We start from the raw sequence: 25,134 nt of genomic DNA, 5'->3' as shown, positions 1-25,134 counted from the left end.
GCCCGGCGAAAAGCCCGGCCCGGCGGGCGCTCGTGGCACCCACCGGGCCGGGCAGTTGTAACAGAACTGTCGAACACCGGGACGGTCGCCCGCCCTGTGCGGGCGCCGGCCGTCCCCGTCCGTCGGGCCTCGGGCCTCAGGCCGCCGACCTCGGTCGGCGGCACCTCGGACCCGAGACCTCAGGCCGCGGACCCGAAACCTCAGGCCTCAGGCCTCAGGCCTCAGGCGTCGACGGTCTCCGGCTCCGCCGCGGCCGGCGGGGCCGCCTTGACGGAGTCGAGCAGCAGCTGGGCGACGTCGACCACCTTCAGGTGCTCCTTGGCCGCGCCCTCGTTCTTCTTCCCGTTGACCGAGTCGGAGAGCATCACCAGGCAGAACGGGCAGGCGGTGGAGACGATGTCCGGGTTGAGGGACAGCGCCTCGTCCACGCGCTCGGTGTTGATCCGCTTGCCGATCCGCTCCTCCATCCACATCCGCGCGCCGCCGGCGCCGCAGCAGAAGCCGCGCTCCTTGTGGCGGTGCATCTCCTGCTGGCGCAGACCGGGGACCTTGTCCATGATCTCGCGCGGCGGGCTGTAGACCTTGTTGTGGCGGCCCAGGTAGCAGGGGTCGTGGTAGGTGATGAGGCCCTCGACCGGGTTGACCGGGACGAGCTTGCCCTCGTCGATCAGGTGCTGCAGCAGCTGGGTGTGGTGGATGACCTCGAAGTGGCCGCCCAGCTGCGGGTACTCGTTGGCGATGGTGTTGAAGCAGTGCGGGCAGGTGGCGACGATCCGCTTCTTCGGAGCGTCCTCCAGCGCCGCGTTCAGGGTCTCGACGTTCTGCGCGCCGAGCATCTGGAAGAGGAACTCGTTGCCCAGGCGGCGGGCGGAGTCACCGGTGCAGGACTCCTCCTTGCCGAGGATCGCGAACTGCACGCCGGCGGTGTGCAGCAGCTCCGCGAAGGCCTTGGTGGTCTTCTTGGCGCGGTCCTCCAGGGCGCCGGCGCAGCCGACCCAGTAGAGGTACTCGACCTCGGCGGGGTCGATGTCCTCACCGATCACCGGCACCTCGATGCCGGTCTCCTTCTTCAGCTCCTTGACCCAGTCGAGGCGGGCCTTGGTGGCCATGCCCCACGGGTTGCCCTTGTTCTCCAGGTTCTTGAGCATCGTCCCGGCCTCGGTCGGGAACGAGGACTCGATCATCACCTGGTAGCGGCGCATGTCGACGATGTGGTCGATGTGCTCGATGTCCACCGGGCACTGCTCGACGCAGGCGCCGCAGGTGGTGCAGGACCACAGGACGTCCGGGTCGATGACGCCGTTCTCCTCGGCGGTGCCGATCAGCGGGCGCTCGGCCTCGGCGAGGGCGGCGGCCGGGACGCCGGCGAGCTGCTCGGCGGTGGCCTTCTCCTCGCCCTCCATGTCCTTGCCGCCGCCGGCCAGCAGGTACGGCGCCTTGCCGAAGGCGTGCTCGCGCAGGCCCATGATCAGCAGCTTGGGCGAGAGCGGCTTGCCGGTGTTCCAGGCGGGGCACTGCGACTGGCAGCGGCCGCACTCGGTGCAGGTGGAGAAGTCGAGGATGCCCTTCCAGGAGAAGTGCTCGACCTGGGAGACGCCGAAGACGGCGTCGTCGGCCGGGTCCTCGAAGTCGATCGGGGCGCCGCCGCTGGTCATCGGGCGCAGGGCGCCGAGCGCGGTGCCGCCGTCCTCCTCGCGCTTGAAGTAGATGTTGAAGAAGCCGAGGAAGCGGTGCCAGGCCACACCCATCGAGGGGTTGATGCCGATGGTGGTCGCCCACGCGAACGAGATGCAGATCTTCAGCATCGCGAAGAAGTAGATCAGGTTCTCCAGCGTGCCGTGCTGCAGCCCGCTGAGCGCCGAGACCAGCGGGTACGAGACCAGGTGCTCGGGCCCGTACGAGTCGACGCCGTTGAGGGCGCCCTCCAGGGCGCGCAGCATCAGGATGCAGAGGCCGATGCCGAGGATCGTGTACTCGACGTAGAAGGCCTGCCAGGCGATCGAGCCGGCGAACCGGGACTTGCGGCCGGACCGGGACGGCAGGCTGAGCAGCCGGATCACCATCAGGGTCACGATGCCCACCGTGGTGAGGGTGCCGATCAGTTCGACGAAGAGCTGCCAGAGCATCCAGTGGCCGATGATCGGCAGCGCGAACTCGGCGTCGAAGAGCTGGCCGAAGGCGTTGACGATGGTCAGCACCAGGCTGAAGAAGCCGACCGCGACGAACCAGTGCGCGATGCCGACGACGCCCCAGCGGTTCATCCGGGTGTGGCCGACGAACTCGACCGCCACGGTCTTCACCCGCTGTACGGGCTTTCCGAACCTGGTGGGGTCGGACTGGCCGGTCCGCACCACCTTGAAGATGTACAGCGCCCCACGTGCGGCGAGCGCGGTGCCGATCACAAACGTGACCAGCGAGATGACGATCGCTGCTAGTTGCATCGGCTCTCCGTCTCCTGCGGCTTTGCTGGGTTGGCGGTCTCTCCGGATCGATTGTACTCGTCGGTAACTTCCTGGGCCGACGGCCCGGACATTACCGTTTGTCAACTCTTCTCCAGAAGGTGTTCAACGTATGGCGGCAGTCACGTGAGTCCACACTCACCACGCCAGCCCACCGGGTCCACCCGGCCCCATCCCCGCGCGACACCCGGAAGTCTCCGCGCAACCGCTCAGCAAAGTTGAGCGCCACCGACTCATGGCTGTTGACGCCCCCCGCCGAGTCGTGCATCCTTGAGCCCGTAAAGCTCAACTCTTCCGTGGAGGTACCAACGATGGCACGCGCGGTCGGCATCGACCTCGGTACGACGAACTCGGTCGTCAGCGTCCTTGAGGGTGGCGAGCCCACCGTCATCACGAACGCCGAGGGTGCGCGGACCACGCCGTCCGTCGTCGCCTTCGCGAAGAACGGCGAGGTGCTGGTCGGCGAGGTGGCCAAGCGTCAGGCGGTCACCAACGTCGACCGGACCATCCGCTCGGTCAAGCGCCACATGGGCACCGGGTGGAAGATCAACCTGGACGGCAAGGACTTCAACCCCCAGCAGATCAGCGCCTTCGTGCTGCAGAAGCTGAAGCGCGACGCCGAGGCGTACCTGGGCGAGACGGTCACCGACGCCGTCATCACCGTCCCGGCGTACTTCTCCGACTCCGAGCGCCAGGCCACCAAGGAGGCCGGTGAGATCGCGGGCCTCAACGTCCTGCGCATCGTCAACGAGCCGACCGCGGCCGCCCTGGCCTACGGCCTGGACAAGGACGACCAGACCATCCTGGTCTTCGACCTCGGCGGCGGCACCTTCGACGTCTCGCTGCTGGAGATCGGCGACGGGGTCGTCGAGGTGAAGGCCACCAACGGTGACAACCACCTCGGTGGTGACGACTGGGACCAGAAGGTCGTCGACCACCTGGTGAAGGTCTTCCAGGCCGGCCACGGTGTCGACCTGTCGAAGGACAAGATGGCCCTCCAGCGTCTGCGCGAGGCTGCCGAGAAGGCCAAGATCGAGCTGTCCTCGTCCTCCGAGACCTCGATCAACCTGCCCTACATCACGGCCTCCGCCGAGGGCCCGCTGCACCTGGACGAGAAGCTCACCCGGGCCCAGTTCCAGCAGCTGACCGCGGACCTCCTGGAGCGCTGCAAGGTCCCGTTCCACAACGTCATCAAGGACGCGGGCATCGCCCTCTCCGAGATCGACCACGTCGTCCTGGTCGGCGGCTCGACCCGCATGCCCGCCGTCGCCGAGCTCGTCCGCGAGCTGACCGGCGGCAAGGACGCCAACAAGGGCGTCAACCCGGACGAGGTCGTCGCCATCGGCGCCGCGCTCCAGGCCGGTGTCCTCAAGGGCGAGGTCAAGGACGTCCTGCTGCTCGACGTCACCCCGCTGTCCCTCGGCATCGAGACCAAGGGCGGCATCATGACCAAGCTGATCGAGCGCAACACCACGATCCCGACCAAGCGCTCCGAGATCTTCACCACGGCCGAGGACAACCAGCCGTCCGTGCAGATCCAGGTCTACCAGGGCGAGCGCGAGATCGCCGCGTACAACAAGAAGCTCGGCATGTTCGAGCTGACCGGTCTCCCGCCGGCCCCCCGCGGCCTGCCCCAGATCGAGGTCACCTTCGACATCGACGCCAACGGCATCATGCACGTCGGCGCGAAGGACCTCGGCACGGGCAAGGAGCAGAAGATGACCGTCACCGGCGGCTCCGCGCTGCCGAAGGACGACATCGAGCGCATGATGCGCGAGGCCGAGCAGTACGCGGAGGAGGACCACAAGCGCCGCGAGTCGGTCGAGACCCGCAACCAGGCCGAGCAGCTCGTCTACTCGACCGAGAAGTTCATCGCCGACAACGCCGACAAGCTCCCGGCCGACGTCAAGACCGAGGTCGAGGCCGCCATCGGCGAGCTCAAGGAGGCCCTGAAGGGCGAGGACATCGCGGCCATCCGCGACGCCTCCGAGAAGGTCTCCACCACCGCCCAGAAGCTCGGCCAGGCCCTGTACGCCAACGCCGACGCCGCCGGTGCCGCCCCGGCCGGTGACGCCGCCGGTGCCAAGGACGACGACGTCGTCGACGCCGAGATCGTGGACGACGAGAAGCCCAAGGGCGGTGCGGCATGACGGAGAAGCCGCAGGGTGCTGAGCCCGGCGACGACTCCGCCGCCGAGGAGGCCGTGATCAAGGCCGCCGAGGAGGCCGCCGCGGCCGGTGACAGCACCGACGGCGCGGGCGACGCGGCCGCGGCCAAGCGCGAGCTGGCCGAGCGGACGGCGGACCTCCAGCGCCTTCAGGCCGAGTACCAGAACTACCGCAAGCGGGTCGAGCGCGACCGTCTGACGGTCCGTGAGATCGCCGTCTCCAACATCCTGGAGTCGCTGATCCCGGTCCTGGACGACATCGGCCGGGCCCGCGAGCACGGCGAGGTGACGGGCGGCTTCAAGTCCGTCGCCGAGTCCCTGGAGACGGTCGTGGCCAAGCTGGGCCTCCAGCAGTTCGGCAAGGAGGGCGAGCCCTTCGACCCGACCATGCACGAGGCGCTGATGCACAGCTACTCCTCGGACGTCACCGAGGACACCTGTGTCCAGATCCTCCAGCCCGGCTACCGGATCGGCGAGCGGATCATCCGCCCGGCGATGGTGGCGGTCGCGGAGCCCCAGCCGGGCACCCAGACCACCGCCGCGCCCGACGCCGACAAGGCCGAGGACGCCGACAAGGCAGACGGTGGCTCGGAGAGCTGACAACCCGTGCGCTGCGGAGTCGTACGTCGTCCAGTACGACGGCCGGCTCCGCAGCGCCGTCTCCGTTGACAGCACCCTGTCCCTGTCTCTTGACAGCACATTGACTATGGATCGTGGGAGGTGGCGGCAGCCATGAGCCAGCGCAGCGAGCGAATCGACCGGGGGCGCGCGTTCCGCGAAGCGGCTGCCGAGCGAAGCGAGGTGGGCGCATGAGCGAGCGCAGCGAGCGAATCGACCGGGGGCGCGCGTTCCGCGAAGCGGCTGCCGATCGAAGCGAGGTGGGCGCATGAGCGGCAAGGACTACGTGGAGAAGGACTACTACAAGGTCCTCGGCGTGCCCAAGGACGCCTCCGCCACCGAGATCAAGAAGACGTACCGCAAGCTGGCGCGCGAGTTCCACCCCGATGCGAACAAGGGCGACAGCAAGGCCGAAGAGCGCTTCAAGGACATCTCCGAGGCCTATGACGTCCTGTCGGACGAGAAGCGCCGCAAGGAGTACGACGAGGCGCGCACCCTCTTCGCCAACGGCGGCTTCCGCTCCGGCGGCCCCGGCGGCGGCAACTACAGCTTCGACTTCGGCGACCTCTTCAGCGGTAGCCAGGGCGGCGGCGGCGCCGGCGGCGGCGGGATCGGCGACGTCTTCGGCGGCCTCTTCAACCGCGGCGGCCGCCAGCCCCAGCCCCGGCGCGGAGCCGACGTCGAGACCGAGGTGACGCTCTCCTTCGAGGAGGCCGTCGACGGCGCGACCGTCCCGCTCCGGATGACCAGCCAGGCCCCCTGCCGCACCTGCAGCGGCACCGGTGCCAAGGCCGGCACCACCCCCCGGGTCTGTCCCACCTGTGTCGGCGCCGGCACCGTCAGCCGCGGCCAGGGCGCCTTCGCCCTCTCCGAGCCCTGCCGGGACTGCCGCGGCCGGGGCATGATCGTCGACGACCCGTGCCCCGACTGCCACGGCAGCGGCCGGGCCAGCTCCGCCCGCACCATGCAGGTCCGGATCCCGGCCGGCGTCCAGGACGCCCAGCGCATCCGCCTCAAGGGCAAGGGCGCCCAGGGCGAGCGCGGTGGCCAGGCCGGCGACCTCTACGTCACCGTGCACGTCGACACGCACCCCGTCTTCGGGCGCAAGGCCGACAACCTCACCGTGACGGTGCCCGTCACCTTCCCCGAAGCCGCTCTCGGCGGCACCATCGAGGTGCCGACGCTCAACGGCCCCTCGGTGAAGCTCAAGCTGCCCCCCGGCAGTGCCAACGGCCTCACCCTGCGGGCCCGCGGCAAGGGCGCCACCCGCAAGGACGGCACCCGCGGCGACCTCCTGGTCACCGTGGAGGTCGTGGTGCCCCAGCACGTCACCGGCGACGCGCTGACGGCCCTGGAGCAGTACCGCGAGGCCACCGCCTCCGACGACCCACGAGCCGCCCTGTTCCAGGCGGCGAAGGGAGCGTGACGACCAGATGACCCCCGACAGCAGCCCGCTCGGCCCCCTTGGCCCCGGCGGCCCGATCGGCCCCGGCGTGGGCGAAGGCCTCCCCGGCAGCGCCCCGCGCGCCCGCCGGGCCGCCCCGCCCCCGCAGTACGTCCTCACCGAGGACACCCCTGTCTACGTGATCTCGGTCGCCGCCGAGCTCTCCGGCCTGCACCCGCAGACGCTGCGCCAGTACGACCGTCTCGGCCTGGTCTGCCCCGACCGCACCGCCGGCCGCGGCCGCCGCTACTCCGCCCGCGACATCCAGCAGCTGCGCGAGGTCCAGCGCCTCTCCCAGGACGAGGGCATCAACCTGGCCGGCATCAAGCGGATCATCGAGCTGGAGAACCAGGTCACCGCCCTCCAGTCCCGCATCGCCGAGCTCGCCGACTCCCTCGAAGGTGCCGCCACCACCCTCCAGCAGCGCGAGGCCACCATCCACGCCTCCTACCGCCGTGACCTGGTGCCCTACCAGCCGCCCACCCAGTCCAGCGCCCTGGTGGTGTGGCGGCCCAAGCGCTGACTTGCCGAGCCTGGACACGGCCGCCGGTTCCCTCTGGTCGGGGGGGTGCCGGCGGCTGTCCGTTGGTGAGAGGGTGCCAGTCAACAGGTTCGCCACGCAGCAGTGGAAGAATGCCCGATCCTGCATCCGCCTCACGATCTAGGATCGCGGTGAGGTGCCAGTACCACCATGGGGCCAGTTCGGTCATCGAGAAGGAGCCGTGAATGAGCGGGAGGAACGACTCCGGTCCGGATGTTGTCAGCGCGGGCACGCTGTCCGCCGCCGCCCACGATCTCTACCTTTTGATTATCCGCACCCGTGGCCGCATCAACCGCAAAGAAATCCACGACAGCAGCTACGGCCATCTCGGCGAACTGCTCGATATCGGCCTGCTCATTCCCGACACCGATGACCCCCAGGTCCTGGTGGCGGTCGACCCTCAGCAATTGGCCACCAGACTGAGCACCACGTGGCAGCGGCAGGCGCTTGACCTCCTGGCGCGCGCCATAGCCGTCCCGAGCGACCTACAGGGCCTTGCCGAGGCATTCCACCGGCCGGAGTCGACCGGCGGGATCATCGAATACGTGCACGGAAAAGCACTGATCGCCCAACGGATAAACCACGCCGTGACCTCGGCAAAGGAGGAGATACTCGCCGCCCAGCCCGGCGGACCTCGGCCTCCGGAGGTCCTCTCGCGAGCCATCTCCGACGATCTGGGTGATTTGAAGCGCGGCATATCCACGCGCACCATCTACCACCCGAGCACCCGGTACCACGCGCCGACCCGGGACTACGTCGCAAAAATCACCGAGGCGGGAGGCAAGTTCCGCACTCTCGACGAGCCCTACACGCGGCTGATCATCGTCGACCGGCTCCTCGCCGTGATTCCGGTCGCGGAAGACCTCAACGTCGCTGCCTTCATCTACGATCCGGCAGTCATCCACTTCCTCTTCCACGAGGTGTTCGAGCGCAACTGGAACCGCGGCCTCGATTTCACCGGCGGCCGGACCGTTCCACAGCAGGTGGTATCCCGACTGCGGCAGACCATTATCGATCTGCTCCTCGAAGGCACCAACCACCGGGTGATAGCCCGACGTCTCGGCATCAGCGAACGGACACTGGCCCGCCATCTCGCCGAGATGCGCGAGGACTACAACGTCGAATCGCTGTTCCAGCTGGGCTACGCACTCGCGCGCCTGCAGCACGAGTCCCACGACGGCTAGCCCCCGCCGCGCCGCATCCGGCGACAGCACGAGCCCCCGCCGGCTGCCGGCCGCGGGTACTCCTCACCCGTGCCGCATCGCCCGGCCCACAGTCACCACATCACAGGATTCGCCACAAGCCGGGCGAAACTGTCATGTCCACTGGTGGTCATTCTCCAAAAAGCTGAGCGACGCCTGGGCCGACTGGTCATTGGAATCGACTCCGGTGACCGATCGATTGACATGGACAGAACTATCGGCATCATGTCCACTGACGCCAATGCCGAGCACGGCAACGAAGCCAACGGATATCGCCACCATGGCCGCACTGGCGACCTGACGCAGACGAGACATGCACACCCCAATCTCTCGTGGCATGTCCGATCGAAAGCGCATACGACATGCCATCAAACGCTCAGATGGTGCCACATAGAGCTTGCGACTGTCACGGACGAACTCATGCAGAGGGTGGCATCTCTGTGCCATGCAGACGGATGACACTGTGCGTCAGTGGACTGCCGGCTCTGCTCGGTGGACGATCAACTCACGCCCTCCTCACCTCAACGCCGGATCCTCCCGTTCGGCGCCGGTATCACTGGGCGGCGAAACAACGATAAATCGGCCCAAATTCTCTGAGCAGCAACCTCCACGCCACGCGTCGGCCGTGATGCAGCCACCACCGACGCCCTCCCCCGGAGTCGACAATGACCGAGCCCTACCTGCGTCACCACGACAGCCAGGCCCCCGAGGGCCGGCGTGCACGAGTCTTCCTGGCCGCGCCGTTGATGCGACTGACCGGGCCGGCCGACAGTGTGGTGACCCTGGCCAGCCGGACGCGACTGACGACGCTTCGCACCACGCTCCTGCGCAGCGGTGCCGCCGTGTACAGCGCGCACCACAGCGACGCCTGGACCGTCGCCGGCCGGGCCCCCGAGCCGCGGGTGCCGTCGGACTTCCGGGCCCTGCAGTCCGCCGACCTGGTCTTCGCGTACGTCGGCGCGCCGTTGTCCGCCGGGGTGAGCCTCGAGCTGGGGTGGGCGTCGGCGCTGCGCAAGCCGATCGTCCTGCTGGTGGACGAGGCGATCACGCACAACCCGCTGATCGCCACCATCGAGCAGGTCGCCCCCGTGCTGCCGCTCGTCTTCGACGACACCTGGTCGCAGGAGGCCCTCCACCACACCGTGGAGACGGCCCTCGACTGGGCCGGCATGGCGCTCTCCCTGCGCGAGGGCTTCTGGACCGCCCCCGGCGAGCAGTTCACCGTCCCCCGCCAGCAGCCCCCGGCCGTCGGCCCGACCGGCTACTGGCCGAGCAACGCCGCCACCGGCTGACCTCGGCTCGCCGCCCGGCCGCTCACGCATCGGACTCCCGCGTCCGGGCTCCCCGCATCTGCCACCCCAGCTGGAACAGGGTCTCCGCGTCGTACAGCTCCCGCAGCCGCGCGATGTGGCCGGCCACCGTACGCTCGCTGAGGCCCAGGCGGCCGGCGATCACCCGCTGGGTCAGCCCCTGGGAGAGCAGGCGGCCGACCTGATCGTGGACGGCGGGCTCGGCCGGCCCGGCAACCAGGCCGGCCCAGTTCACCCCGTCCGCCAGCTGCCAGTGCTGCTCGAAGACGTCGACCAGGAAGGCCACCGTCGCCGGGTCCTCCACGAAGGCGGCACTGCTGTTGTCCGGCGCGGCCGGGATGACGGCGACGGTGCGGTCGAAGATCAGCATCCTCTTGAACGGCACGGCCAGCACCCGGATCGCGCACCCGAGCCTGGTGGCCTCGACCGCGTACTCCACGGTCGGGCCGTCCAACCGGGCAGCCGGTTCGTAGATCGTCCGCATGGTGCCACCGCGTTCGAGGTAGCGGCGGGACCGGTCGAGCGAGTCGGGCAGCAGTCCGGCCGGCCGGGCCCCGCCGGGCTGTGCGGTCAGCCCCTCCGCCCGGTACGCCTGGGCCAGTTGCTCGATCTCGTGGCGGATCTGTGCCATGTCCGCGAGGTACCTGACGCCTGCCGGGCCGTCATGGCGACGCAGCGCGGAATCGTAGGCCCGGGTGAGGTCGTCCATCAGATCGGGCAGCTGCTCCGCCTCCCGCAGGAGCCGCGCGCTCATCAGCCGGATGTCCACCCCGATCCGGTCGGTGACCGAGCGCGGGTCCACCGCGCTGTACGAGGCGTCCATCAGCAGCGGCACCAGCAGGCCGACTTCGACCAACCGGTCCAGCGCCGCGGCGTCCGCCGGGCCGACCTCGGCGGCCCGGATGCGCCCGCCCTCGCGGAGGATGGCGCGGTACAGCTCCCGGGCGGCGGCGTCCGGCAGGGCCGCGGTCAGCAGGTCGGACGCGGTACGGGGTTCAGTCATCGCCGCCGCCCCTCATCTGCCAGCCCAGCTGGAACAGCGTCCGGGCGTCGTGGCGGCGGCGCAGGCGCGCGATGTGGGCGGCGATGCTGCGTTCGCTGAGGTGGAGCCGGGTGGCGATGGTGCGCTGGGTGAGGCCTTGGCGGAGCAGGTGGCCGACGCGGGTGGTGGTGGGGTGGGGCGCGGCGGCGGTGGTGGGGTGGCCGGCGGGGGTGGCCCGGGACCAGTCGCGTTCGAAGACGGCGACCAGGAAGGCGACCACCGCGGAGTTGTGGACGAAGGCCGCTCGGCTTTCGTCGTCGGCGGCGGGGATGACGGCCACCGAGCGGTCGAAGACGAGCATCCGCCGGTAGGGCTCCTTCAGCACCCGGACCCGGGCGCCGTGTCCGGCCATCGACCGCACATGCTCCGCCACCGCGCGGTCGGCGAAGGCCAGCGGCTGGTAGAGGGTCCGCATGGCGCCGCCGCGCCTGAGCAGTGCGAGGTCCTGGGGCATCGCCATCCGCAGGCCGACGACCGGGCGGGGGCCGGGCTGGGCGGCGAGCAGCTCCTCCGTGCAGTCGGAGAGGAGTTCGGCGACGCGCTGCCGGATCTCGGCGGTGCCCTCGACATGGACGGCTTCCGGGGGGACCGCCGGGCGGGGCACGGCGTCGTACGCGCGGGTCAGGTCGTCCAGCGCGGCCGGGAGCCGTTCGGCGTGGACGAGCAACCGGGTGGCCTCGGTGCGGAGTCCGGCGCCGACGCGGTCGCTGACGCAACGCGGGTCGACGGCCGTGTAGCCGGCGGTGGCGGGGACGAGCAGGCCGTGGCCCAGCAGGCCGGTGAGGGCGGGGGCGTCGGCCGGGGTGAGGGCGGCCGCGCGCAGGTGCCCGCCGGCCGCGAGGGCGGCCAGGTAGAGGGCGTGTTCGGCGCTGGTGGGCTCATCGGTCATCCGGGCCGCCTCGCATCAGCCAGCCGAGCTGGAACAGCGTCTGCGCACCGTGCCGTTCGCGGAGGCGGGAGATGTGGGCGGCGACGGTGCGTTCGCTGAGCCCGAGCCGGGTGGCGACGGCGCGCTGAGTGAGGCCGCGGGCGAGCAGGCGGCCGACCCGCTCGGCGGCGTCGCGGGTGGGGCCGTGGGCGCGGGCGGCGGCCCAGTCGGTGGTGTCGGCGCGGGCCCAGTCGCGTTCGAAGGTGTTGACCAGGAAGGCTATCGCGGCCGGGTCGGAGATGAAGGCGGCGGTGCTGTTGTCCTCGCTGGCGGAGAGCACGGCGACGGAGCGGTCGAAGACGAACAGCCGCTGGAACGGCTCGTCCAGGATCCGGATCAGCGAGCCGTGCCGGGTGACCTTGTCGGCGTAGGCGAGGGCGGCGGGCTCGGAGACGGCCACCGGCTGGTAGATGGTCCGCAGCGAGCAGCCGCGTTGCAGGAGTTGGACGTCCTGAAGGAGGGCGATCTGCAGGGCGTCGGCCGGGCGGTGGCCGGGCTGGGCGGTGAGGACCTCGCTGCGGCAGTCGGAGACCAGCTGCGAGATGCGGTGGCGGATGTGGACGTGGCCCTCGATGTAGACGGCGCCGCCGGAGCGCTCGGGCGGCCGGGGCATGGCGTCGTAGGCGCGGGTGAGGGAGTCGAGGGCGCCGGGGAGGTTCTCGGCGCGGACCAGCAGCCGGGTCGCCTCGCTGCGCAGTTCGGCGCCCAGCCGGTCGCTGACCGAGCGCGGGCTGACGGCGGTGTAGCAGGCGTCCATGGGGTTGGGCATCAGCAGGCCGGTGTCGACGAGCCGGCGCAGCGCGGCCCGGTCGGCCTCGGGGACATCGGCGACGGGGATGCGGCCGCCGCCGTCGAGGATGGCCAGGTAGAGCCGGCGGGCCTCGTCGTCGGGTTCGCCGGACGGCCCGGTGATGCCCGGAGCGGCCGTCGGGTCCGCCGTCACCTCGAACACTCCCTGCCGGATGGATCTCGGATACGCCTGTGCTTCGGGTACGCAGGTGCCGCGGCTGCCATGTGTTCCCGCACGTCGCGGGCATGATCCCGGCACCGCGCGCCGCACGCGATCACGGTACTGCGAGCCGGCGGACCCCGAGGTCCCGGGTGCCGTCGCACGCCGGGAGGCCCGGGGGCCGCCGGTGTCACGCCAGGGTCTGGACGATTCCGGCGAGGCGGAGCAGCAACGCCTCGCCGGATCCGGTCCCGGGGGCCATCACCACACATGGCGTCCCGGCCGGCGCTCTTCCCCCCGATATGCAGGCACGGACGTACCGTTCGCATCCAGTTTTGAAGAGCAAATCGCCACCATCGGGCTGCGGTTGCCCGGACGACCTGGCGTGACTCCACCCTCACAGCGTGACGGCCGGTGAACAAGTGCCGCCCGAGTGCATGTTCTCGCAATTGCAGGAACCTGCAGCGGACGGTCGGCGCGGGCTCCCGCGCGATGCTCCGGCGGTGTGCAAAACCGCTGGTCACGCCGGTCGGCCCGTGGAGTCCGACCGTCCGGTCATTCGGTGGCCGGGTGTCTTCCGGGCAGGTGGACGGACCTCCGGCCCACCAGCGGGCGGGCAGGCGGACGGACAGCCGGCCCACGAGCCAGCGGCCAGGCGCCCGGCGCCCGGCGCTCAGCGCGCCAGCAGCCGCCCGGCGGCCAGGCCGGCCACGGTGCCGGCGGCGGCGACGGCCCAGGCGGCGACCAGCAGGACGAAGAGCCCGGCGGCCAGCCCGGTGAAGCCCGCGAAGCCGGTGTGCCGGGCGAGGGCGGCGGCGCCGGTGACGCAGGTGCCGATCGGGAAGGTGTACGCCCACCAGGTCATCGCGAAGGTCATTCCCGCCCGGCGGGCGCGCAGGTTGGCGGCGGTGGCGACGGCGAGCCAGAGCATCGCGACGCCGAGCACCGCGACGCCGTACAGCTCGGCGAAGGCGAGGGCGGCGGGGGCGAGCCGGGGGGTGACCGGGCGGGCGGCGTCGGCGAGTTGGTGGACGGCGGTGGTGGACTGGCCGAGCGGGCCGAGCACCAGGAAGAGCGCCGGGGTGAGCGCCGGCGCCGGGATCTTGCTGTGCAACAGGCCGGTGAGCACCACCGGCAGCAGGGCGAGGGTGGCCAGCAGGCCGACCCCGAGCAGCGCCCAGCAGCCGTACAGCATGGCCTGCTGCGGGGTGCCGGCCGGCAGGTGCGGGACCAGCGCGGGGCCGGTGGAGGCGGCGACCAGCGGGGCCACGACCGGCAGCAGCCAGGTCGGGTTGGCCTCCAGCGGGGAGACGGCGTGCCGGGTGATCATCAGGTACGGGATGCCGGCGGCGACCGTCAGCGCGTACAGGGTGCCGGCGCCCCAGAGCACCGCGTCCAGGGCGACGGCGGGGCCGGTGCCGATCACCCGCGAGCCGAGCACCAGGGTGCCGAACCCGACCGAGAGCAGGGCCATCGGCGGACAGCCGTAGAAGACGGCGGTGGCCGGGGTGTCCAGCAGGTGGGTGCGGGCGGCGGCCCGGTGCCGGGTGAGGTGGACGACGCGGGCGGACCCGAGCACCACCAGGGCGGCCAGCCCGAGGCCCCACATCACCTCGCCGAACCCGGTCAGCCCGGGCAGCGCGACCGGGAGGGCGGCGGCGCCGTTGCCGACGATCGCGGTGCCCATGACCGCCGCGTACCAGTTCGGGCCCAGCTGGGCGAGATCGGGGCGGGCGGGGCGGGTACGGAGGAGGGGTCGTGGGGCAGGGGTGTCGATCAGGGTGGCCATGGGATCCACCGTGCCGTCGGCGGGCGGGTACCGGTAGCGCCGGGCGCTCTATGAGGACATAGCCTGAACCTATGGCCCTCTCTCCGCGCGTCCCCGAACTCGGTGCGCTGGAGCTGCTGCTCGCGGTGGCCCGGCTGGGCAGTGTCGGCCGGGCGGCGGCCGAGCTGGGGGTGAGCCAGCCGACCGCCAGCGCCCGGATCAAGGGCATGGAGCAGCAGATCGGCGTCCCGCTGCTGGACCGCTCGCCCCGGGGCAGCCGGCCGACCGAGGCGGGCCGGCTGGTGGTCGAGTGGGCCCGCCAGGTGGTGGAGGCGGCGCAGGCGCTGGACGCCGGCATCGATGCGCTGCGCGAGCGGCGGGACGCCCGGCTGGTCGTGGTGGCCAGCCTGACCGTCGCCGAGTACCTGATGCCGGGCTGGCTGCTTGCGCTGCACGAGACCAGCCCGGGGACGGCGGTGACGCTGCGGACGGCCAACTCGGCGGACGTCGCCGGGCACGTGCTGGCCGGGGAGGCGGACCTCGGCTTCGTCGAGGGCCCGTCCACCCCGCCGGGGCTGGCCGGCGCGGTGGTGGCCGCCGACCGGCTGGTGGTCGTGGTCGCTCCCGGCCATGCCTGGGCGCGCCGCCGGGCCCCGCTGACCGGCACCGAGCTGGCCGCGACCCCGCTGGTGCTGCGCGAGCCGGGTTCGGGCACCCGGGAGGTCCTGGAGATGGCGCTGGCGCCGTACGGGGGTGCGGCGCGGCCGCGCATGGAGCTGGCCTCGTCGACGGCGCTGAAGGCGGCGGCGATGACCGGCGCCGGTCCGGTCTGCCTGAGCGAGCTGGCGGTCGTGGAGGAGCTGGCGACCCGGCGGCTGGTGGAGGTCCCGCTGGCGGAGGGGCTGGACCTGCGGCGCCCGCTGCGCGCGGTCTGGCCGGCCGGGCGGCGGCCGAGCGGGCCGGCCCGGGAGCTGCTGACGCTGACCCGGCGCACCCCGGAGCGAAAGCCGGGGCCCCACCATCGTTCATCCAGACGTTGAGTCGGGATAAGTTGAGCGGAATAGACTCAACTTAGTGCATGCTGTACTCGGCAGGATTCGGCACCAGCATGCGGATCCGCTCATCAGCTCGCACGATCCGCCCCCCAGCAAGGAGGACACCCCAGCAGTGGACGCCAGCAAGTTCACCACCAAGACGCAGGACGCCCTGTCCGCCGCGATCCGGCAGGCCGGCTCCGCGGGCAACCCGGACGTCAAGCCGGTGCACATCCTGACCGCCCTGCTGGAGCAGCCCGAGGGCATCGCCAGGCCGCTGCTGGAGGCGGTCGGCGCGGACGTCAGCCGGGTCGACGCCGAGGCCCGCCGGCAGCTGGCCGCGCTGCCCAGCGCGATGGGCTCCACCGTCGCCGCCCCGCAGCTGGCCCGCGACACCCTGGCCGTGCTCACCGAGGCCGGCAAGCGCGCCGACGACCTCGACGACCAGTACGTCTCCACCGAGCACCTGATGGTCGGCCTGGCCGCCGAGGGCGGGGCCGTCGCCGAGCTGCTGGTGCAGCAGGGCGCCACCCCGAAGGCCCTGCTCGCCGCGTTCAAGGACGTGCGCGGCAGCGGCAGGGTCACCTCGCCCGACCCGGAGGGCACCTACAAGGCGCTGGAGAAGTACGGCACCGACCTCACCCAGGCCGCCCGGGAGGGCAAGCTCGACCCGGTGATCGGGCGGGACCAGGAGATCCGCCGGGTCGTCCAAGTGCTCTCCCGGCGCACCAAGAACAACCCCGTGCTGATCGGCGAGCCCGGTGTCGGCAAGACGGCCGTGGTCGAGGGCCTGGCCCAGCGGATCGTCGCCGGCGACGTGCCGGAGTCGCTGCGCGGCAAGCGCCTGGTCGCGCTGGACCTCAGTGCGATGGTCGCCGGCGCGAAGTACCGGGGCGAGTTCGAGGAGCGGCTGAAGGCCGTCCTGAACGACATCAAGCAGAGCGACGGCCAGGTCGTCACCTTCATCGACGAGCTGCACACCATGGTCGGCGCGGGCGCCGGCGGGGACTCCGCGATGGACGCCGGCAACATGCTCAAGCCGATGCTGGCCCGCGGCGAGCTGCGGATGGTCGGCGCCACCACGCTGGACGAGTACCGCGAGCGGATCGAGAAGGACCCGGCCCTGGAGCGCCGCTTCCAGCAGGTGCTGGTCGGCGAGCCCAGCGTGGAGGACTCGATCGCGATCCTGCGCGGCCTCAAGGGCCGCTACGAGGCGCACCACAAGGTGCAGATCTCGGACGCCGCCCTGGTCGCCGCCGCGACGCTCTCGAACCGGTACATCACCTCCCGCTTCCTGCCCGACAAGGCGATCGACCTCGTCGACGAGGCGGCCTCCCGGCTCCGGATGGAGATCGACTCCTCCCCGGTCGAGATCGACGAACTCCAGCGCTCCGTCGACCGGTTGCGGATGGAGGAGCTGGCCCTGGAGAAGGAGTCGGACCCTGCCTCGGTCGACCGGCTCGCCCGGCTGCGGCGCGATCTCGCCGACAAGAACGAGCAGTTGAGCGTGCTCACCGCCCGGTGGGAGCAGGAGAAGAAGAGCCTCAACCGGGTGGGCGAGCTGAAGGAGCGCCTGGACGACCTGCACGGCGCCCTCGAACGCGCCCAGCGGGACGGCGACTTCGAGCGCGCCTCCAAGCTGATGTACGCCGAGATCCCGGCCGCCGAGACCGAGCTGACCGAGGCGCAGGAGCGCGCCGCCGGGGAGGACACCAGCGACTCCATGGTCAAGGAGGAGGTCGGTCCGGACGACGTCGCCGACGTGGTCGCGTCCTGGACGGGCATCCCGGCCGGCCGCCTGCTGGAGGGCGAGAGCACCAAACTCCTGCGCATGGAGGACGAGTTGGGCCGCCGCCTGATCGGCCAGCGCGAGGCCGTCCAGGCCGTCTCGGACGCGGTGCGCCGCACCCGCTCCGGCATCGCCGACCCGGACCGCCCGACCGGATCCTTCCTCTTCCTCGGCCCCACCGGCGTCGGCAAGACCGAACTCGCCAAGGCCCTGGCCGACTTCCTCTTCGACGACGAGCGGGCGATGGTCCGCATCGACATGAGCGAGTACGGCGAGAAGCACTCCGTCTCCCGCCTGGTCGGCGCCCCGCCCGGGTACGTCGGCTACGAGGAAGGCGGCCAGCTCACCGAGGCGGTCCGCCGCCGCCCGTACAGCGTGGTGCTGCTGGACGAGGTCGAGAAGGCCCACCCCGAGGTCTTCGACGTGCTGCTCCAGGTGCTGGACGACGGCCGGCTCACCGACGGCCAGGGCCGCACGGTGGACTTCCGCAACGCGATCCTGATCCTCACCTCCAACCTGGGCAGCCACGCGTTCAACGAACCGGGCCCGGTGGACCAGGCCTCCTCGGAGGACCGGAAGAAGGCGCTGGTGCTGGAGGCCGTCCGGGCCGCCTTCAAGCCGGAGTTCCTCAACCGGCTGGACGACATCGTGGTCTTCGACCCGCTGGGCACCGCCGAGCTCAGCCGGATCGTCGACCTCCAGGTGGCCCGGCTGGGCGAGCGGCTGCGCGAGCGCCGGCTCACCCTCCGGGTCAGCGAGGCGGCCCGGGACTGGCTGGCGCTCACCGGCTACGACCCGGCGTACGGCGCCCGCCCGCTGCGCCGTCTGGTGCAGTCGGCGATCGGCGACCAGCTGGCCCGGGCGATCCTCTCCGGCCAGGTGCACGACGGCGACACCGTCGTGGTCGAGCGGGACGAAGAGACCGACCGCCTCACCGTCCGTGGCCGCGGGCCGCTGGAGAAGTAGCGCACCGGGGCTCTCGCCGGAGCCCCGCCCACGGTGGGCCGCCCCTTCCACGGGAGCGGCCCACCGCCCTGTTCACCCTCGGTGTCCGCCGCCCCCGGCAGACGCTCCTCCAAGATCCTTCCCGGGCCGCCGCCCCTGTGAGGCAGGGCCCGAATGAGGCAGGATGGGAGGTGGAAAGGGCGGCCTCTCATTGCCGGCCACCACGTGCACTGAGGAAGAGGACCCCCATGAGCATCGACCCGTCGTCCATCCCGTCGTTCGGCGTCCCGCAGGGCGGCCAGCCCGGCGGTGGCCAGGGCGGCCGGCCGGCCGGCCCGCCGCCGATCATCGTTCCGGACCAGGCCCTGGTGACCCAGCTGCTGGACCAGATGCAGCTCAAGCACGTGGTGGACGAGGAGGGCGACCTCACCGCCCCCTGGGAGGGCTTCCGCGTCTACTACATGTTCCGCGGCGAGCAGAAGGAGCTCTTCGCGGTCCGCGCGTTCTACGACCGCGCGTACCCGCTGGAGGACAAGGGCGAGATCCTCGACCTGATCGACGAGTGGAACCGCGAGACCCTCTGGCCCAAGGTCTACACCCACACCCACGAGGACGGCGTGGTCCGCCTGATCGGCGAGGCCCAGATGATCGTCGGCACCGGCGTCAACCTGGACTACTTCGTCACCACCACCGCCAACTGGACCCAGGCCGCCGTCGGCTTCGAGCAGTGGATCGTCGAGCGCCTCGGTCTCCAGAAGGAGATCGAGGGCGAGGAGGGCGACGGCGAGGCCCCCGAGGGCACCGACGAGGCCTGACCCCACCGGCTTCCCACGGCACGGCCCGCCACCGGCAGACCCCGGTGGCGGGCCGTCCTTGTCTCCGGCCGCCGCCGGGCCGAGGATGGGGCCGACGACGAGGCGTAGGGAGCCGCAATGGGTACGAGGCCGCTGCTGAACCGCAGGCTGCACGGGATGGGCACGACGATCTTCGCCGAGATGTCGGCCCTCGCCACCGCCACCGGTTCGATCAACCTCGGGCAGGGCTTCCCCGACACCGACGGGCCCGAGGAGATCCGCGAGGCCGCCGTCCGGGCGCTGCGCGACGGCCGGGGCAACCAGTACCCGCCCGGCCCCGGCATCCCCGAACTCCGGCAGGCCGTCGCCGAGCACCAGCAGCGCTTCCACGGCCTCACGTACGACCCGGACACCGAGGTACTCGTCACCGCCGGCGCCACCGAGGCCATCGCCGCCGCCCTGCTCGCCCTGCTGGAGCCCGGCGACGAGGTCATCGCCTTCGAACCGTTCTACGACTCGTACGCCGCCTGCATCGCCATGGCCGGCGCCACCCGCGTCCCGCTCACCCTCCGGGCGCCCTCGTTCCGCCCCGACCTCGACCGGCTCCGCTCGCTGATCACCCCGCGCACCCGGCTGCTCCTGCTCAACTCCCCGCACAACCCCACCGGCCTCGTCCTGACCCCGGAGGAGCTGGCCGCGATCGCCGCCCTCGCCGTCGAGCACGACCTGCTGGTCGTCACCGACGAGGTCTACGAGCACCTCGTCTTCACCGGCGCCCACCACCCCATCGCCGCCCTCCCCGGCATGCGCGAGCGCACCGTCTCCATCTCCTCGGCCGGCAAGACCTTCTCCTTCACCGGCTGGAAGGTCGGCTGGGTCACCGCCACCGCCTCGCTGGTCGCCGCCGTCCGCACCGCCAAGCAGTACCTGACCTACGTCAGCGCCGGGCCCTTCCAGTACGCCGTCGCCGAGGCCCTGCGGCTGCCCGACGACTACTTCGACACCCTCCGCGCCGACCTGCTCCGCAAGCGCGACCTGCTGGCCGAGGGGCTCTCGGCGGCGGGCCTGCGGGTCTTCACTCCCGCGGGCACGTACTTCATCACCACCGACATCACCCCGCTCGGCGAGAAGGACGGCATCGAGTTCTGCCGCACCCTCCCCGAGCGCTGCGGTGTGGTCGCCATCCCCAACGCCGTCTTCTACGACGACCCGGAGGCCGGCCGCCCCCTCGTCCGGTTCACGTTCTGCAAGCGGGTCGACGTCCTCCAGGAGGCGGTGGCCAGGCTCAGCCGGATCTGACGGATCGGCGGAATGGCCCGAATGTCCTGACGATTCGTCAACTTGCCCGACGGGCATGGGCGTTTACTGCCTGGCGGGAATTCGCCATGCCTGCCCGGCAGGTCCGGGCGCTTCGCGTGCCACCGCGCGCCGGGCGCATGGGAGGGCAGGGGCGCAAAGGGCCTGCGGACGGCGTGCGCGCGGAGTGCACGGCACGTGGACCGGTGCGAAGGGCGCGCGCTGTGCAGAGTCGCACACCGGGTCGATCAGAGCCGGGAAGCAGGTGTGCTCGAAACGGTGAATGCTTGACAAAGTTGGGTAAATCACCGACGGACCCGGCGTATTCATGCTTCTCTGCTGCTGAATCTCCAGCCGGAATCCTTCCTTCCACGGTCGGCCGCGCCCTGGACCGCACAGCCACGAACAGCCTCGCCTCTGCCTGGCCTTACTCGCTGCTGCTCGGCGGGCGCGCACGGAGCTGAAACGCGGAGCCGAGCATGCTCACCACACTGCAGACCTCCTACACGGACACCCGCGCGGGTGACCTGGCCTGGTGCCTGGGCGGCGAACCGCTGCCCGCTCTCGCGGTCCGCGACCTGAGACTGGACGGGGCCGGACGTCCCGGTCCCCCCGGCTCCCTGCAGCTGCGGCTGCTCGGCGCCTCCCACCAGGTGGTGATCGCCGCCGGGCCGGGCAAGTGCCTGGAGACCGTCGCCTGCCTGCCCGGCCGCCGGACCCCGCTGCCCGCCCGGGTGGCCAAGCAGGTGGACGGCTGGGAGTACGAGTTCGCGGCCCGGATCGAGGCGCTGCCGCCGCACGACTTCGCCGCCCGCGCCCAGGAGTTGCTGGCCCTGGTCGAGGGGCACCCGCGCGGCCTGGCAGGCGTCTTCCCGGGGGACCCGAGCGCCTTCACCGCGCTGGTCACCCAGGGCAGCGCGGACCGGCTGCTCTGGCGCACCTGGCACGCCTATCCGCAGGAGGGACAGCTGGTCTGCACCCGCTCCTCGCTGGTGCTGGCCCGGTGAGCACGGCAGCCGCGGCCGAGGCGTGCATACGCCCGCAGACCTCCCTCCCTTCGCACGCAGGAACGATCCGTCAACCCGACGTATCGCACTGTCCGTCGAATGGACGCAGCCGTCCGTACCGAACGTCGCCTAGCGTTTGTTCGTGATCAATCATCCGGCCGGTCCCCCCGCTCAGTCGGGACTCGACCTCGACGACGGCAGCCCACCCCGGCTCGGGCGGAGCCTGACCCCCCTGCCCGCCCGCCGTCGGTGCCGGCTGCGTGCCCGCCCCCGGCTCGCCCGGCTCACCGTCCTGCTGGCCGCGTTCGTCTGCGCGGCCTGCGGACTCGTCTACGAGCTCGAACTCGTGGCCCTCGGCAGCTACCTCCTCGGGGACTCCGTCACCCAGACGTCGGTGGTGCTCTCCGTCATGGTGTTCGCGATGGGCCTGGGCTCACTGCTCGCCAAGCGCTTCACCCGCCGCCCCGCCACCGCCTTCGCCCTGGTCGAGTGCGCGCTCGCACTCGCCGGCGGGCTCTCCGTCCTCGCGCTGTACTCCTGCTGGGCCTGGATCGGCCGGTACCAGACCGCGATGGTCGGCCTGACCTGCCTGATCGGCGTCCTCATCGGCGCCGAGATCCCGCTGCTGATGACGCTCATCCAACGGATCCGCCGCGAGGACGCCGGCCGGGCCGCGGCCGACCTCTTCGCCGCCGACTACGTGGGCGCGCTGATCGGCGGGCTGGCCTTCCCATTCCTGATCCTGCCCACGTTCGGGCCCGGCACCGGCGCCCTGGTCACCGGCGCGGTCAACGCCGTCGCCGGGGCCGCCGTGGTGCTCTGGCTGTTCCGCGAGGAGCCGGTGCCGAGGGTCCGGCTGCTGCTCTGGGGGTGCTGCGGGCTCGTCCTGGCCGCCCTCGCCGCGGCCGCCGCCTGGTCCGGCGCGATCGAACGGGCCGCCCGCAGCGCCCTGTACGGCGCGCAGGTCCGCCTGGCCACCCACGGCCGGTACCAGGAGATCGTGCTCACCGGCCCGGCCGAGGGCCCGCTGCGGCTCTACCTGGACGGGCGGCTCGCGGTCTGCGGCCCCGACGAGTACCGGGGCAGCGAGGCGCTGGTCCACCCGGCGATGGCGGCCGGGCCGGACGCCCGGGTGCTGCTGCTCGGCGGCGGCGACGGGCTGGCCCTGCGCGAAGTGCTGCGGCACAGCGGGGTCCGCTCGGTGCTGGTCGTCGACGCCGACCCGGCGCTCACCCGGCTGGCCCGGACCGACCCCGGCCTGGCCGCGCTCTCCGACCGCTCGATGGACGACCCCCGGGTCCGCACCGCCGACGCGGACCCGCTGGAGTGGCTGCGCAGCGTCCGCCCGAGCGACCGCGCCTTCGACGTCGTCCTCGCCGACCTGCCCGCACCGGCCGACGGCGGCACGGTGAAGTTCCACTCGCAGGAGTTCTACGGCCTCGCCACCCGGCTGCTCTCCCCCGGCGGGCGGCTCGCCGTCCGGGCCGGCGACGAGCGGAACAGCCTCTGGCAGGTCGAGTCCGGCCTGCGGGCGGCCGGCCTGCGGACCGTCCCGTACGCCGTCCAGGGCGGCGCCGCCGCGAGCTGCCGGCCCGGGCCGGACGACAGCGGCGACAGCAGCGACAGCCAGGCCTTCCTGCTCGCGGCCGCCGCCCAGCCCCCGCTGGGCCTCGCCCCGGACGCCCCGCCGCCCCGCGCGCTCACCCCGGACGCCCTCCGCGTCGCCGCCGCCCGCCTCACCGCCCTCCGCCCGGCACGCCCCCCGGCGGCGCTCAGCCTCCTGGGGCCGCAGTGAGACCCGGGGCGGGATGCGGCCGTGCGCCGCCGCACCGCGGGCCAGGTCCGGCGGGCCGGTGGGGGCCTGGCCGGGGCGGGCCGGAGAAGTCGGCGCGACAGGTAGGGGCCGCAGCAGGGACCACCGGGGGTTCGGTCGGTAGGCTCCGTCACATGGAGCATGAGGTTGTCGTCCCGTTGCCGGCCGAGCAGATCCGGCAGGCCCTGCAGGATCCGGCTCTGCTGGCCCGTTGCGTGCCGGGTCTCAGCACCGAGCCCGCCGCCGTCGGCAGCGGCCCCGCCGAGGAGATCGGCGGGCGGCTGAAGCTGCGGATCGGCACCTCCACCATCACCTACCGCGGCGTGCTGTCGTTGATCGAGGGCCGCGAGGGCGTGCTCACCGTGTTCGCCGAGGGCCAGGAGGCCCGTGGCAACGGCGAGGCGACCGCAACCGTCCGGGTCAGCGCCGCCGATGGCACGGAGGACGGCACCGCGCTGGTCCGCTTCACCGGCGACCTGTCCGCCACCGGCCGGCTGACCGAGTTCGACGAGGAGACCCTCACCGCGACCGGCCGCCGTCTGCTGGACCGCTTCGCCGCCGCCCTCGCCTCCCCGGACGCCGCCGGCGCGGACGCGGACACGGACACGGACACGGACGCCGAGGAGACCGAGGAGGCCGGGACGGACACCACCGCACCGGCCGAGGCCGAGGAGACCGCGGAGACCGAGGGGCCTGAGGACGAGGACGCCGAGGAGCCCACCGCCACCGTGCTCTTCCTGGAGGACCACCAGAGCGAGCCCGGTGAGGACCTCGACGACGACCTCTCCGACCTGATCGCCTTCTCCGACGCCGACGCCGAGCGCTTCGGCCTCCCCACCGGCGACCCCGGCGGCCGCGACGACGATGACGATGACGAGGAGCCCGCCGGCACCGACGTCCCCGCCGCCTCGGCCGAGGAGGAGCTGCCCACCGACCTCCCCACCGAGCTCCCCTTCGAGTACGAGCAGGAGCCGGTGCTCAGCGGCCCGGTCCGCCGCAGCATCGTCGGCCGCTCCGCCGAGGAGGTGGACCACGCCCCGCCGCGCGGCCGCTACGCCCCGGCCCTCCCGGCCCGCAGCGCCCGGGCCCGGGCGGCGTCCCGCTGGGGCGGCGAGGCCGGCGGCATCGTGGTGCCGGGCCCGGGTGGCCGCAGCGCCGTGCCGTGGATGATCGGCGGCGGTGTGGCGCTGGTCGGCGGCGCCGTGGTGCTGGTCAGGGCCCTGCGGCGACGCTAGCCGGACCCTCCCCCCGCCAAGGGCGTGGCGTGTCTGACGATTCCCGCCTGGCGCACGGGTGCGCCGGGAATTGTCAGACACGCCCTAGACTGAACGCTCATGAGCAACGACCGCGACGCCCTGCTGGCACAGATCAAGGACAAGGCCGTCGTGCACGGCAAGGTCACCCTTTCCTCCGGCAAGGAGGCCGACTACTACGTCGACCTTCGCCGGATCACGCTGGACGGCCAGGCCGCCCCGCTGGTCGGCCGGGTGATGCTGGACGCGACCGCCCACCTGGAGTACGACGCCGTCGGCGGTCTGACCCTCGGTGCCGACCCGGTGGCGGCCGCGATGCTGCACGCCGCGGCCGCGCGCGGCCAGCAGCTGGACGCCTTCGTGGTCCGCAAGGCGGGCAAGGCGCACGGCCTGCAGCGCCGGATCGAGGGCCCGGAGGTCAAGGGCCGCCGGGTGCTGGCCGTCGAGGACACCTCCACCACCGGTGGCTCGGTGCTGACCGCCGTCGAGGCCCTGCGCGAGGCGGGCGCCGATGTGGTCGGTGTCGCGGTGATCGTGGAGCGCGGCGGCGCCGCCGCGGTCGAGGCGACGGGCCTTCCGTACGTGACCGCCTACAACCTGGACGACCTGGGCCTCTGACGGCCCCGGGCACCGGGAGCCCGAGTACACCTCGCACTCCGGACAGACGGCAGGGGCCGGGGGTTGGCTTGACCTGGGCGGAAAGCCAGCCCCCTCCCGCCCCCCCTTTCTGTTTTTTGATCACGGGCGGTGGTAACCCGGACTCGAGGGGTTTCCA

General features: G+C 72.0%; 20 protein-coding genes. 14 read left to right on the top strand and 6 right to left on the bottom strand.

The genetic code is table 11. The annotated features are described in order from the left end of the window. Nucleotides 1-221 precede the first annotated feature (221 nt). A complete protein-coding gene (locus ACZ5WK_RS19465; protein ID WP_465548622.1) occupies nt 222-2,441 on the bottom strand; it encodes a (Fe-S)-binding protein in 2,220 nt (739 codons plus the stop codon). A 329-nt stretch (nt 2,442-2,770) separates the two neighbouring features. On the opposite strand from ACZ5WK_RS19465, the gene dnaK reads away from it, so the two are divergent. The 5 genes from dnaK to ACZ5WK_RS19440 all read left to right on the top strand — a co-directional run bounded on the left by dnaK (nt 2,771) and on the right by ACZ5WK_RS19440 (nt 8,413). After that, nucleotides 2,771-4,609, top strand: a complete 1,839-nt coding sequence (dnaK, locus tag ACZ5WK_RS19460) for a molecular chaperone DnaK (RefSeq protein WP_396324265.1) — start codon at nt 2,771-2,773, stop codon at nt 4,607-4,609. Further along, nucleotides 4,606-5,226, top strand: a complete 621-nt coding sequence (grpE, locus tag ACZ5WK_RS19455) for a nucleotide exchange factor GrpE (protein WP_465548621.1) — start codon at nt 4,606-4,608, stop codon at nt 5,224-5,226. Before dnaK ends, grpE begins: the two co-directional genes overlap by 4 nt. Nucleotides 5,227-5,512: 286 nt before the next feature. Continuing rightward, nucleotides 5,513-6,670 (top strand): molecular chaperone DnaJ, encoded by a 1,158-nt coding sequence (gene dnaJ, locus ACZ5WK_RS19450; protein ID WP_465548620.1) that lies wholly within the window; start codon nt 5,513-5,515, stop codon nt 6,668-6,670. A 7-nt stretch (nt 6,671-6,677) separates the two neighbouring features. Beyond that, nucleotides 6,678-7,211, top strand: a complete 534-nt coding sequence (locus tag ACZ5WK_RS19445) for a heat shock protein transcriptional repressor HspR (protein ID WP_396324268.1) — start codon at nt 6,678-6,680, stop codon at nt 7,209-7,211. A gap of 203 nt (nt 7,212-7,414) precedes the next feature. Further along, nucleotides 7,415-8,413: a helix-turn-helix domain-containing protein gene (locus ACZ5WK_RS19440; protein WP_396324269.1), complete on the top strand. Its 999-nt coding sequence runs from the start codon at nt 7,415-7,417 to the stop codon at nt 8,411-8,413. Nucleotides 8,414-8,545: 132 nt separating this feature from the next. Here ACZ5WK_RS19440 and ACZ5WK_RS19435 read toward each other — a convergent pair whose 3' ends face one another. Beyond that, nucleotides 8,546-8,746 carry a hypothetical protein gene (locus tag ACZ5WK_RS19435; RefSeq protein WP_396324270.1) on the bottom strand — a complete coding sequence of 67 codons (201 nt, stop codon included), beginning with the start codon at nt 8,744-8,746 and terminating at the stop codon, nt 8,546-8,548. 350 nt (nt 8,747-9,096) lie between these two features. On the opposite strand from ACZ5WK_RS19435, the gene ACZ5WK_RS19430 reads away from it, so the two are divergent. Further along, complete coding sequence (locus ACZ5WK_RS19430; RefSeq protein ID WP_396324271.1) at nt 9,097-9,723, top strand: hypothetical protein; 627 nt, start codon at nt 9,097-9,099, stop codon at nt 9,721-9,723. Nucleotides 9,724-9,745: 22 nt separating this feature from the next. Here ACZ5WK_RS19430 and ACZ5WK_RS19425 read toward each other — a convergent pair whose 3' ends face one another. The 4 genes from ACZ5WK_RS19425 to ACZ5WK_RS19410 all read right to left on the bottom strand — a co-directional run bounded on the left by ACZ5WK_RS19425 (nt 9,746) and on the right by ACZ5WK_RS19410 (nt 14,449). Next, a complete protein-coding gene (locus ACZ5WK_RS19425) occupies nt 9,746-10,744 on the bottom strand; it encodes a LuxR C-terminal-related transcriptional regulator (RefSeq protein ID WP_465548619.1) in 999 nt (332 codons plus the stop codon). Then, nucleotides 10,737-11,672 carry a LuxR C-terminal-related transcriptional regulator gene (locus tag ACZ5WK_RS19420; protein ID WP_465548618.1) on the bottom strand — a complete coding sequence of 312 codons (936 nt, stop codon included), beginning with the start codon at nt 11,670-11,672 and terminating at the stop codon, nt 10,737-10,739. The genes ACZ5WK_RS19425 and ACZ5WK_RS19420 overlap by 8 nt, the downstream gene beginning before the upstream one ends. Then, on the bottom strand, nt 11,662-12,654 hold the full coding sequence (locus tag ACZ5WK_RS19415) for a helix-turn-helix transcriptional regulator (protein WP_465548617.1): 993 nt from the start codon (nt 12,652-12,654) through the stop codon (nt 11,662-11,664). The genes ACZ5WK_RS19420 and ACZ5WK_RS19415 overlap by 11 nt, the downstream gene beginning before the upstream one ends. A 679-nt stretch (nt 12,655-13,333) precedes the next feature. Then, nucleotides 13,334-14,449, bottom strand: a complete 1,116-nt coding sequence (locus ACZ5WK_RS19410) for a TDT family transporter (RefSeq protein WP_465548616.1) — start codon at nt 14,447-14,449, stop codon at nt 13,334-13,336. Nucleotides 14,450-14,520: 71 nt separating this feature from the next. On the opposite strand from ACZ5WK_RS19410, the gene ACZ5WK_RS19405 reads away from it, so the two are divergent. From ACZ5WK_RS19405 to pyrE, 8 genes are all read left to right on the top strand, one after another. Beyond that, complete coding sequence (locus tag ACZ5WK_RS19405) at nt 14,521-15,468, top strand: LysR family transcriptional regulator (RefSeq protein WP_465548615.1); 948 nt, start codon at nt 14,521-14,523, stop codon at nt 15,466-15,468. Nucleotides 15,469-15,595: 127 nt separating this feature from the next. After that, nucleotides 15,596-18,217, top strand: coding sequence for an ATP-dependent chaperone ClpB (gene clpB / locus ACZ5WK_RS19400; RefSeq protein WP_465548614.1), 2,622 nt, complete (start codon nt 15,596-15,598; stop codon nt 18,215-18,217). Nucleotides 18,218-18,444: 227 nt separating this feature from the next. Continuing rightward, nucleotides 18,445-19,011 (top strand): type III secretion system chaperone family protein, encoded by a 567-nt coding sequence (locus ACZ5WK_RS19395; RefSeq protein WP_396324277.1) that lies wholly within the window; start codon nt 18,445-18,447, stop codon nt 19,009-19,011. Between the two features lie 117 nt (nt 19,012-19,128). Continuing rightward, nucleotides 19,129-20,289 carry a pyridoxal phosphate-dependent aminotransferase gene (locus ACZ5WK_RS19390; protein ID WP_465548613.1) on the top strand — a complete coding sequence of 387 codons (1,161 nt, stop codon included), beginning with the start codon at nt 19,129-19,131 and terminating at the stop codon, nt 20,287-20,289. Between the two features lie 476 nt (nt 20,290-20,765). Further along, nucleotides 20,766-21,293, top strand: coding sequence for a DUF2617 family protein (locus ACZ5WK_RS19385; RefSeq protein WP_465548612.1), 528 nt, complete (start codon nt 20,766-20,768; stop codon nt 21,291-21,293). Nucleotides 21,294-21,516: 223 nt separating this feature from the next. Continuing rightward, nucleotides 21,517-23,088, top strand: a complete 1,572-nt coding sequence (locus ACZ5WK_RS19380; protein ID WP_465548701.1) for a polyamine aminopropyltransferase — start codon at nt 21,517-21,519, stop codon at nt 23,086-23,088. A 152-nt stretch (nt 23,089-23,240) separates the two neighbouring features. After that, the gene (locus ACZ5WK_RS19375) at nt 23,241-24,341 is read left to right on the top strand and encodes an SRPBCC family protein (RefSeq protein ID WP_465548611.1); all 1,101 of its coding nucleotides are present in this window, start codon (nt 23,241-23,243) and stop codon (nt 24,339-24,341) included. 99 nt (nt 24,342-24,440) lie between these two features. After that, nucleotides 24,441-24,977: an orotate phosphoribosyltransferase gene (gene pyrE / locus ACZ5WK_RS19370; RefSeq protein ID WP_465548610.1), complete on the top strand. Its 537-nt coding sequence runs from the start codon at nt 24,441-24,443 to the stop codon at nt 24,975-24,977. The last annotated feature ends 157 nt before the right edge of the window (nt 24,978-25,134 follow it).

The sequence above is a fragment of the Kitasatospora sp. NPDC032757 genome, from assembly GCF_055579305.1.
This window is presented reverse-complemented; position numbering and strand designations above follow the sequence as displayed.

Bases quoted from the DNA above. Each gene is read 5' to 3' on its own strand.
- ACZ5WK_RS19465 (WP_465548622.1), bottom strand. From the start codon at position 2,441: ATGCAACTAGCAGCGATCGTCATCTCGCTGGTCACGTTTGTGATCGGC.
- dnaK (WP_396324265.1), top strand. From the start codon at position 2,771: ATGGCACGCGCGGTCGGCATCGACCTCGGTACGACGAACTCGGTCGTC.
- grpE (WP_465548621.1), top strand. From the start codon at position 4,606: ATGACGGAGAAGCCGCAGGGTGCTGAGCCCGGCGACGACTCCGCCGCC.
- dnaJ (WP_465548620.1), top strand. From the start codon at position 5,513: ATGAGCGGCAAGGACTACGTGGAGAAGGACTACTACAAGGTCCTCGGC.
- ACZ5WK_RS19445 (WP_396324268.1), top strand. From the start codon at position 6,678: ATGACCCCCGACAGCAGCCCGCTCGGCCCCCTTGGCCCCGGCGGCCCG.
- ACZ5WK_RS19440 (WP_396324269.1), top strand. From the start codon at position 7,415: ATGAGCGGGAGGAACGACTCCGGTCCGGATGTTGTCAGCGCGGGCACG.
- ACZ5WK_RS19435 (WP_396324270.1), bottom strand. From the start codon at position 8,746: ATGTCTCGTCTGCGTCAGGTCGCCAGTGCGGCCATGGTGGCGATATCC.
- ACZ5WK_RS19430 (WP_396324271.1), top strand. From the start codon at position 9,097: ATGACCGAGCCCTACCTGCGTCACCACGACAGCCAGGCCCCCGAGGGC.
- ACZ5WK_RS19425 (WP_465548619.1), bottom strand. From the start codon at position 10,744: ATGACTGAACCCCGTACCGCGTCCGACCTGCTGACCGCGGCCCTGCCG.
- ACZ5WK_RS19420 (WP_465548618.1), bottom strand. From the start codon at position 11,672: ATGACCGATGAGCCCACCAGCGCCGAACACGCCCTCTACCTGGCCGCC.
- ACZ5WK_RS19410 (WP_465548616.1), bottom strand. From the start codon at position 14,449: ATGGCCACCCTGATCGACACCCCTGCCCCACGACCCCTCCTCCGTACC.
- ACZ5WK_RS19405 (WP_465548615.1), top strand. From the start codon at position 14,521: ATGGCCCTCTCTCCGCGCGTCCCCGAACTCGGTGCGCTGGAGCTGCTG.
- ACZ5WK_RS19395 (WP_396324277.1), top strand. From the start codon at position 18,445: ATGAGCATCGACCCGTCGTCCATCCCGTCGTTCGGCGTCCCGCAGGGC.
- ACZ5WK_RS19390 (WP_465548613.1), top strand. From the start codon at position 19,129: ATGGGTACGAGGCCGCTGCTGAACCGCAGGCTGCACGGGATGGGCACG.
- ACZ5WK_RS19385 (WP_465548612.1), top strand. From the start codon at position 20,766: ATGCTCACCACACTGCAGACCTCCTACACGGACACCCGCGCGGGTGAC.
- ACZ5WK_RS19375 (WP_465548611.1), top strand. From the start codon at position 23,241: ATGGAGCATGAGGTTGTCGTCCCGTTGCCGGCCGAGCAGATCCGGCAG.
- pyrE (WP_465548610.1), top strand. From the start codon at position 24,441: ATGAGCAACGACCGCGACGCCCTGCTGGCACAGATCAAGGACAAGGCC.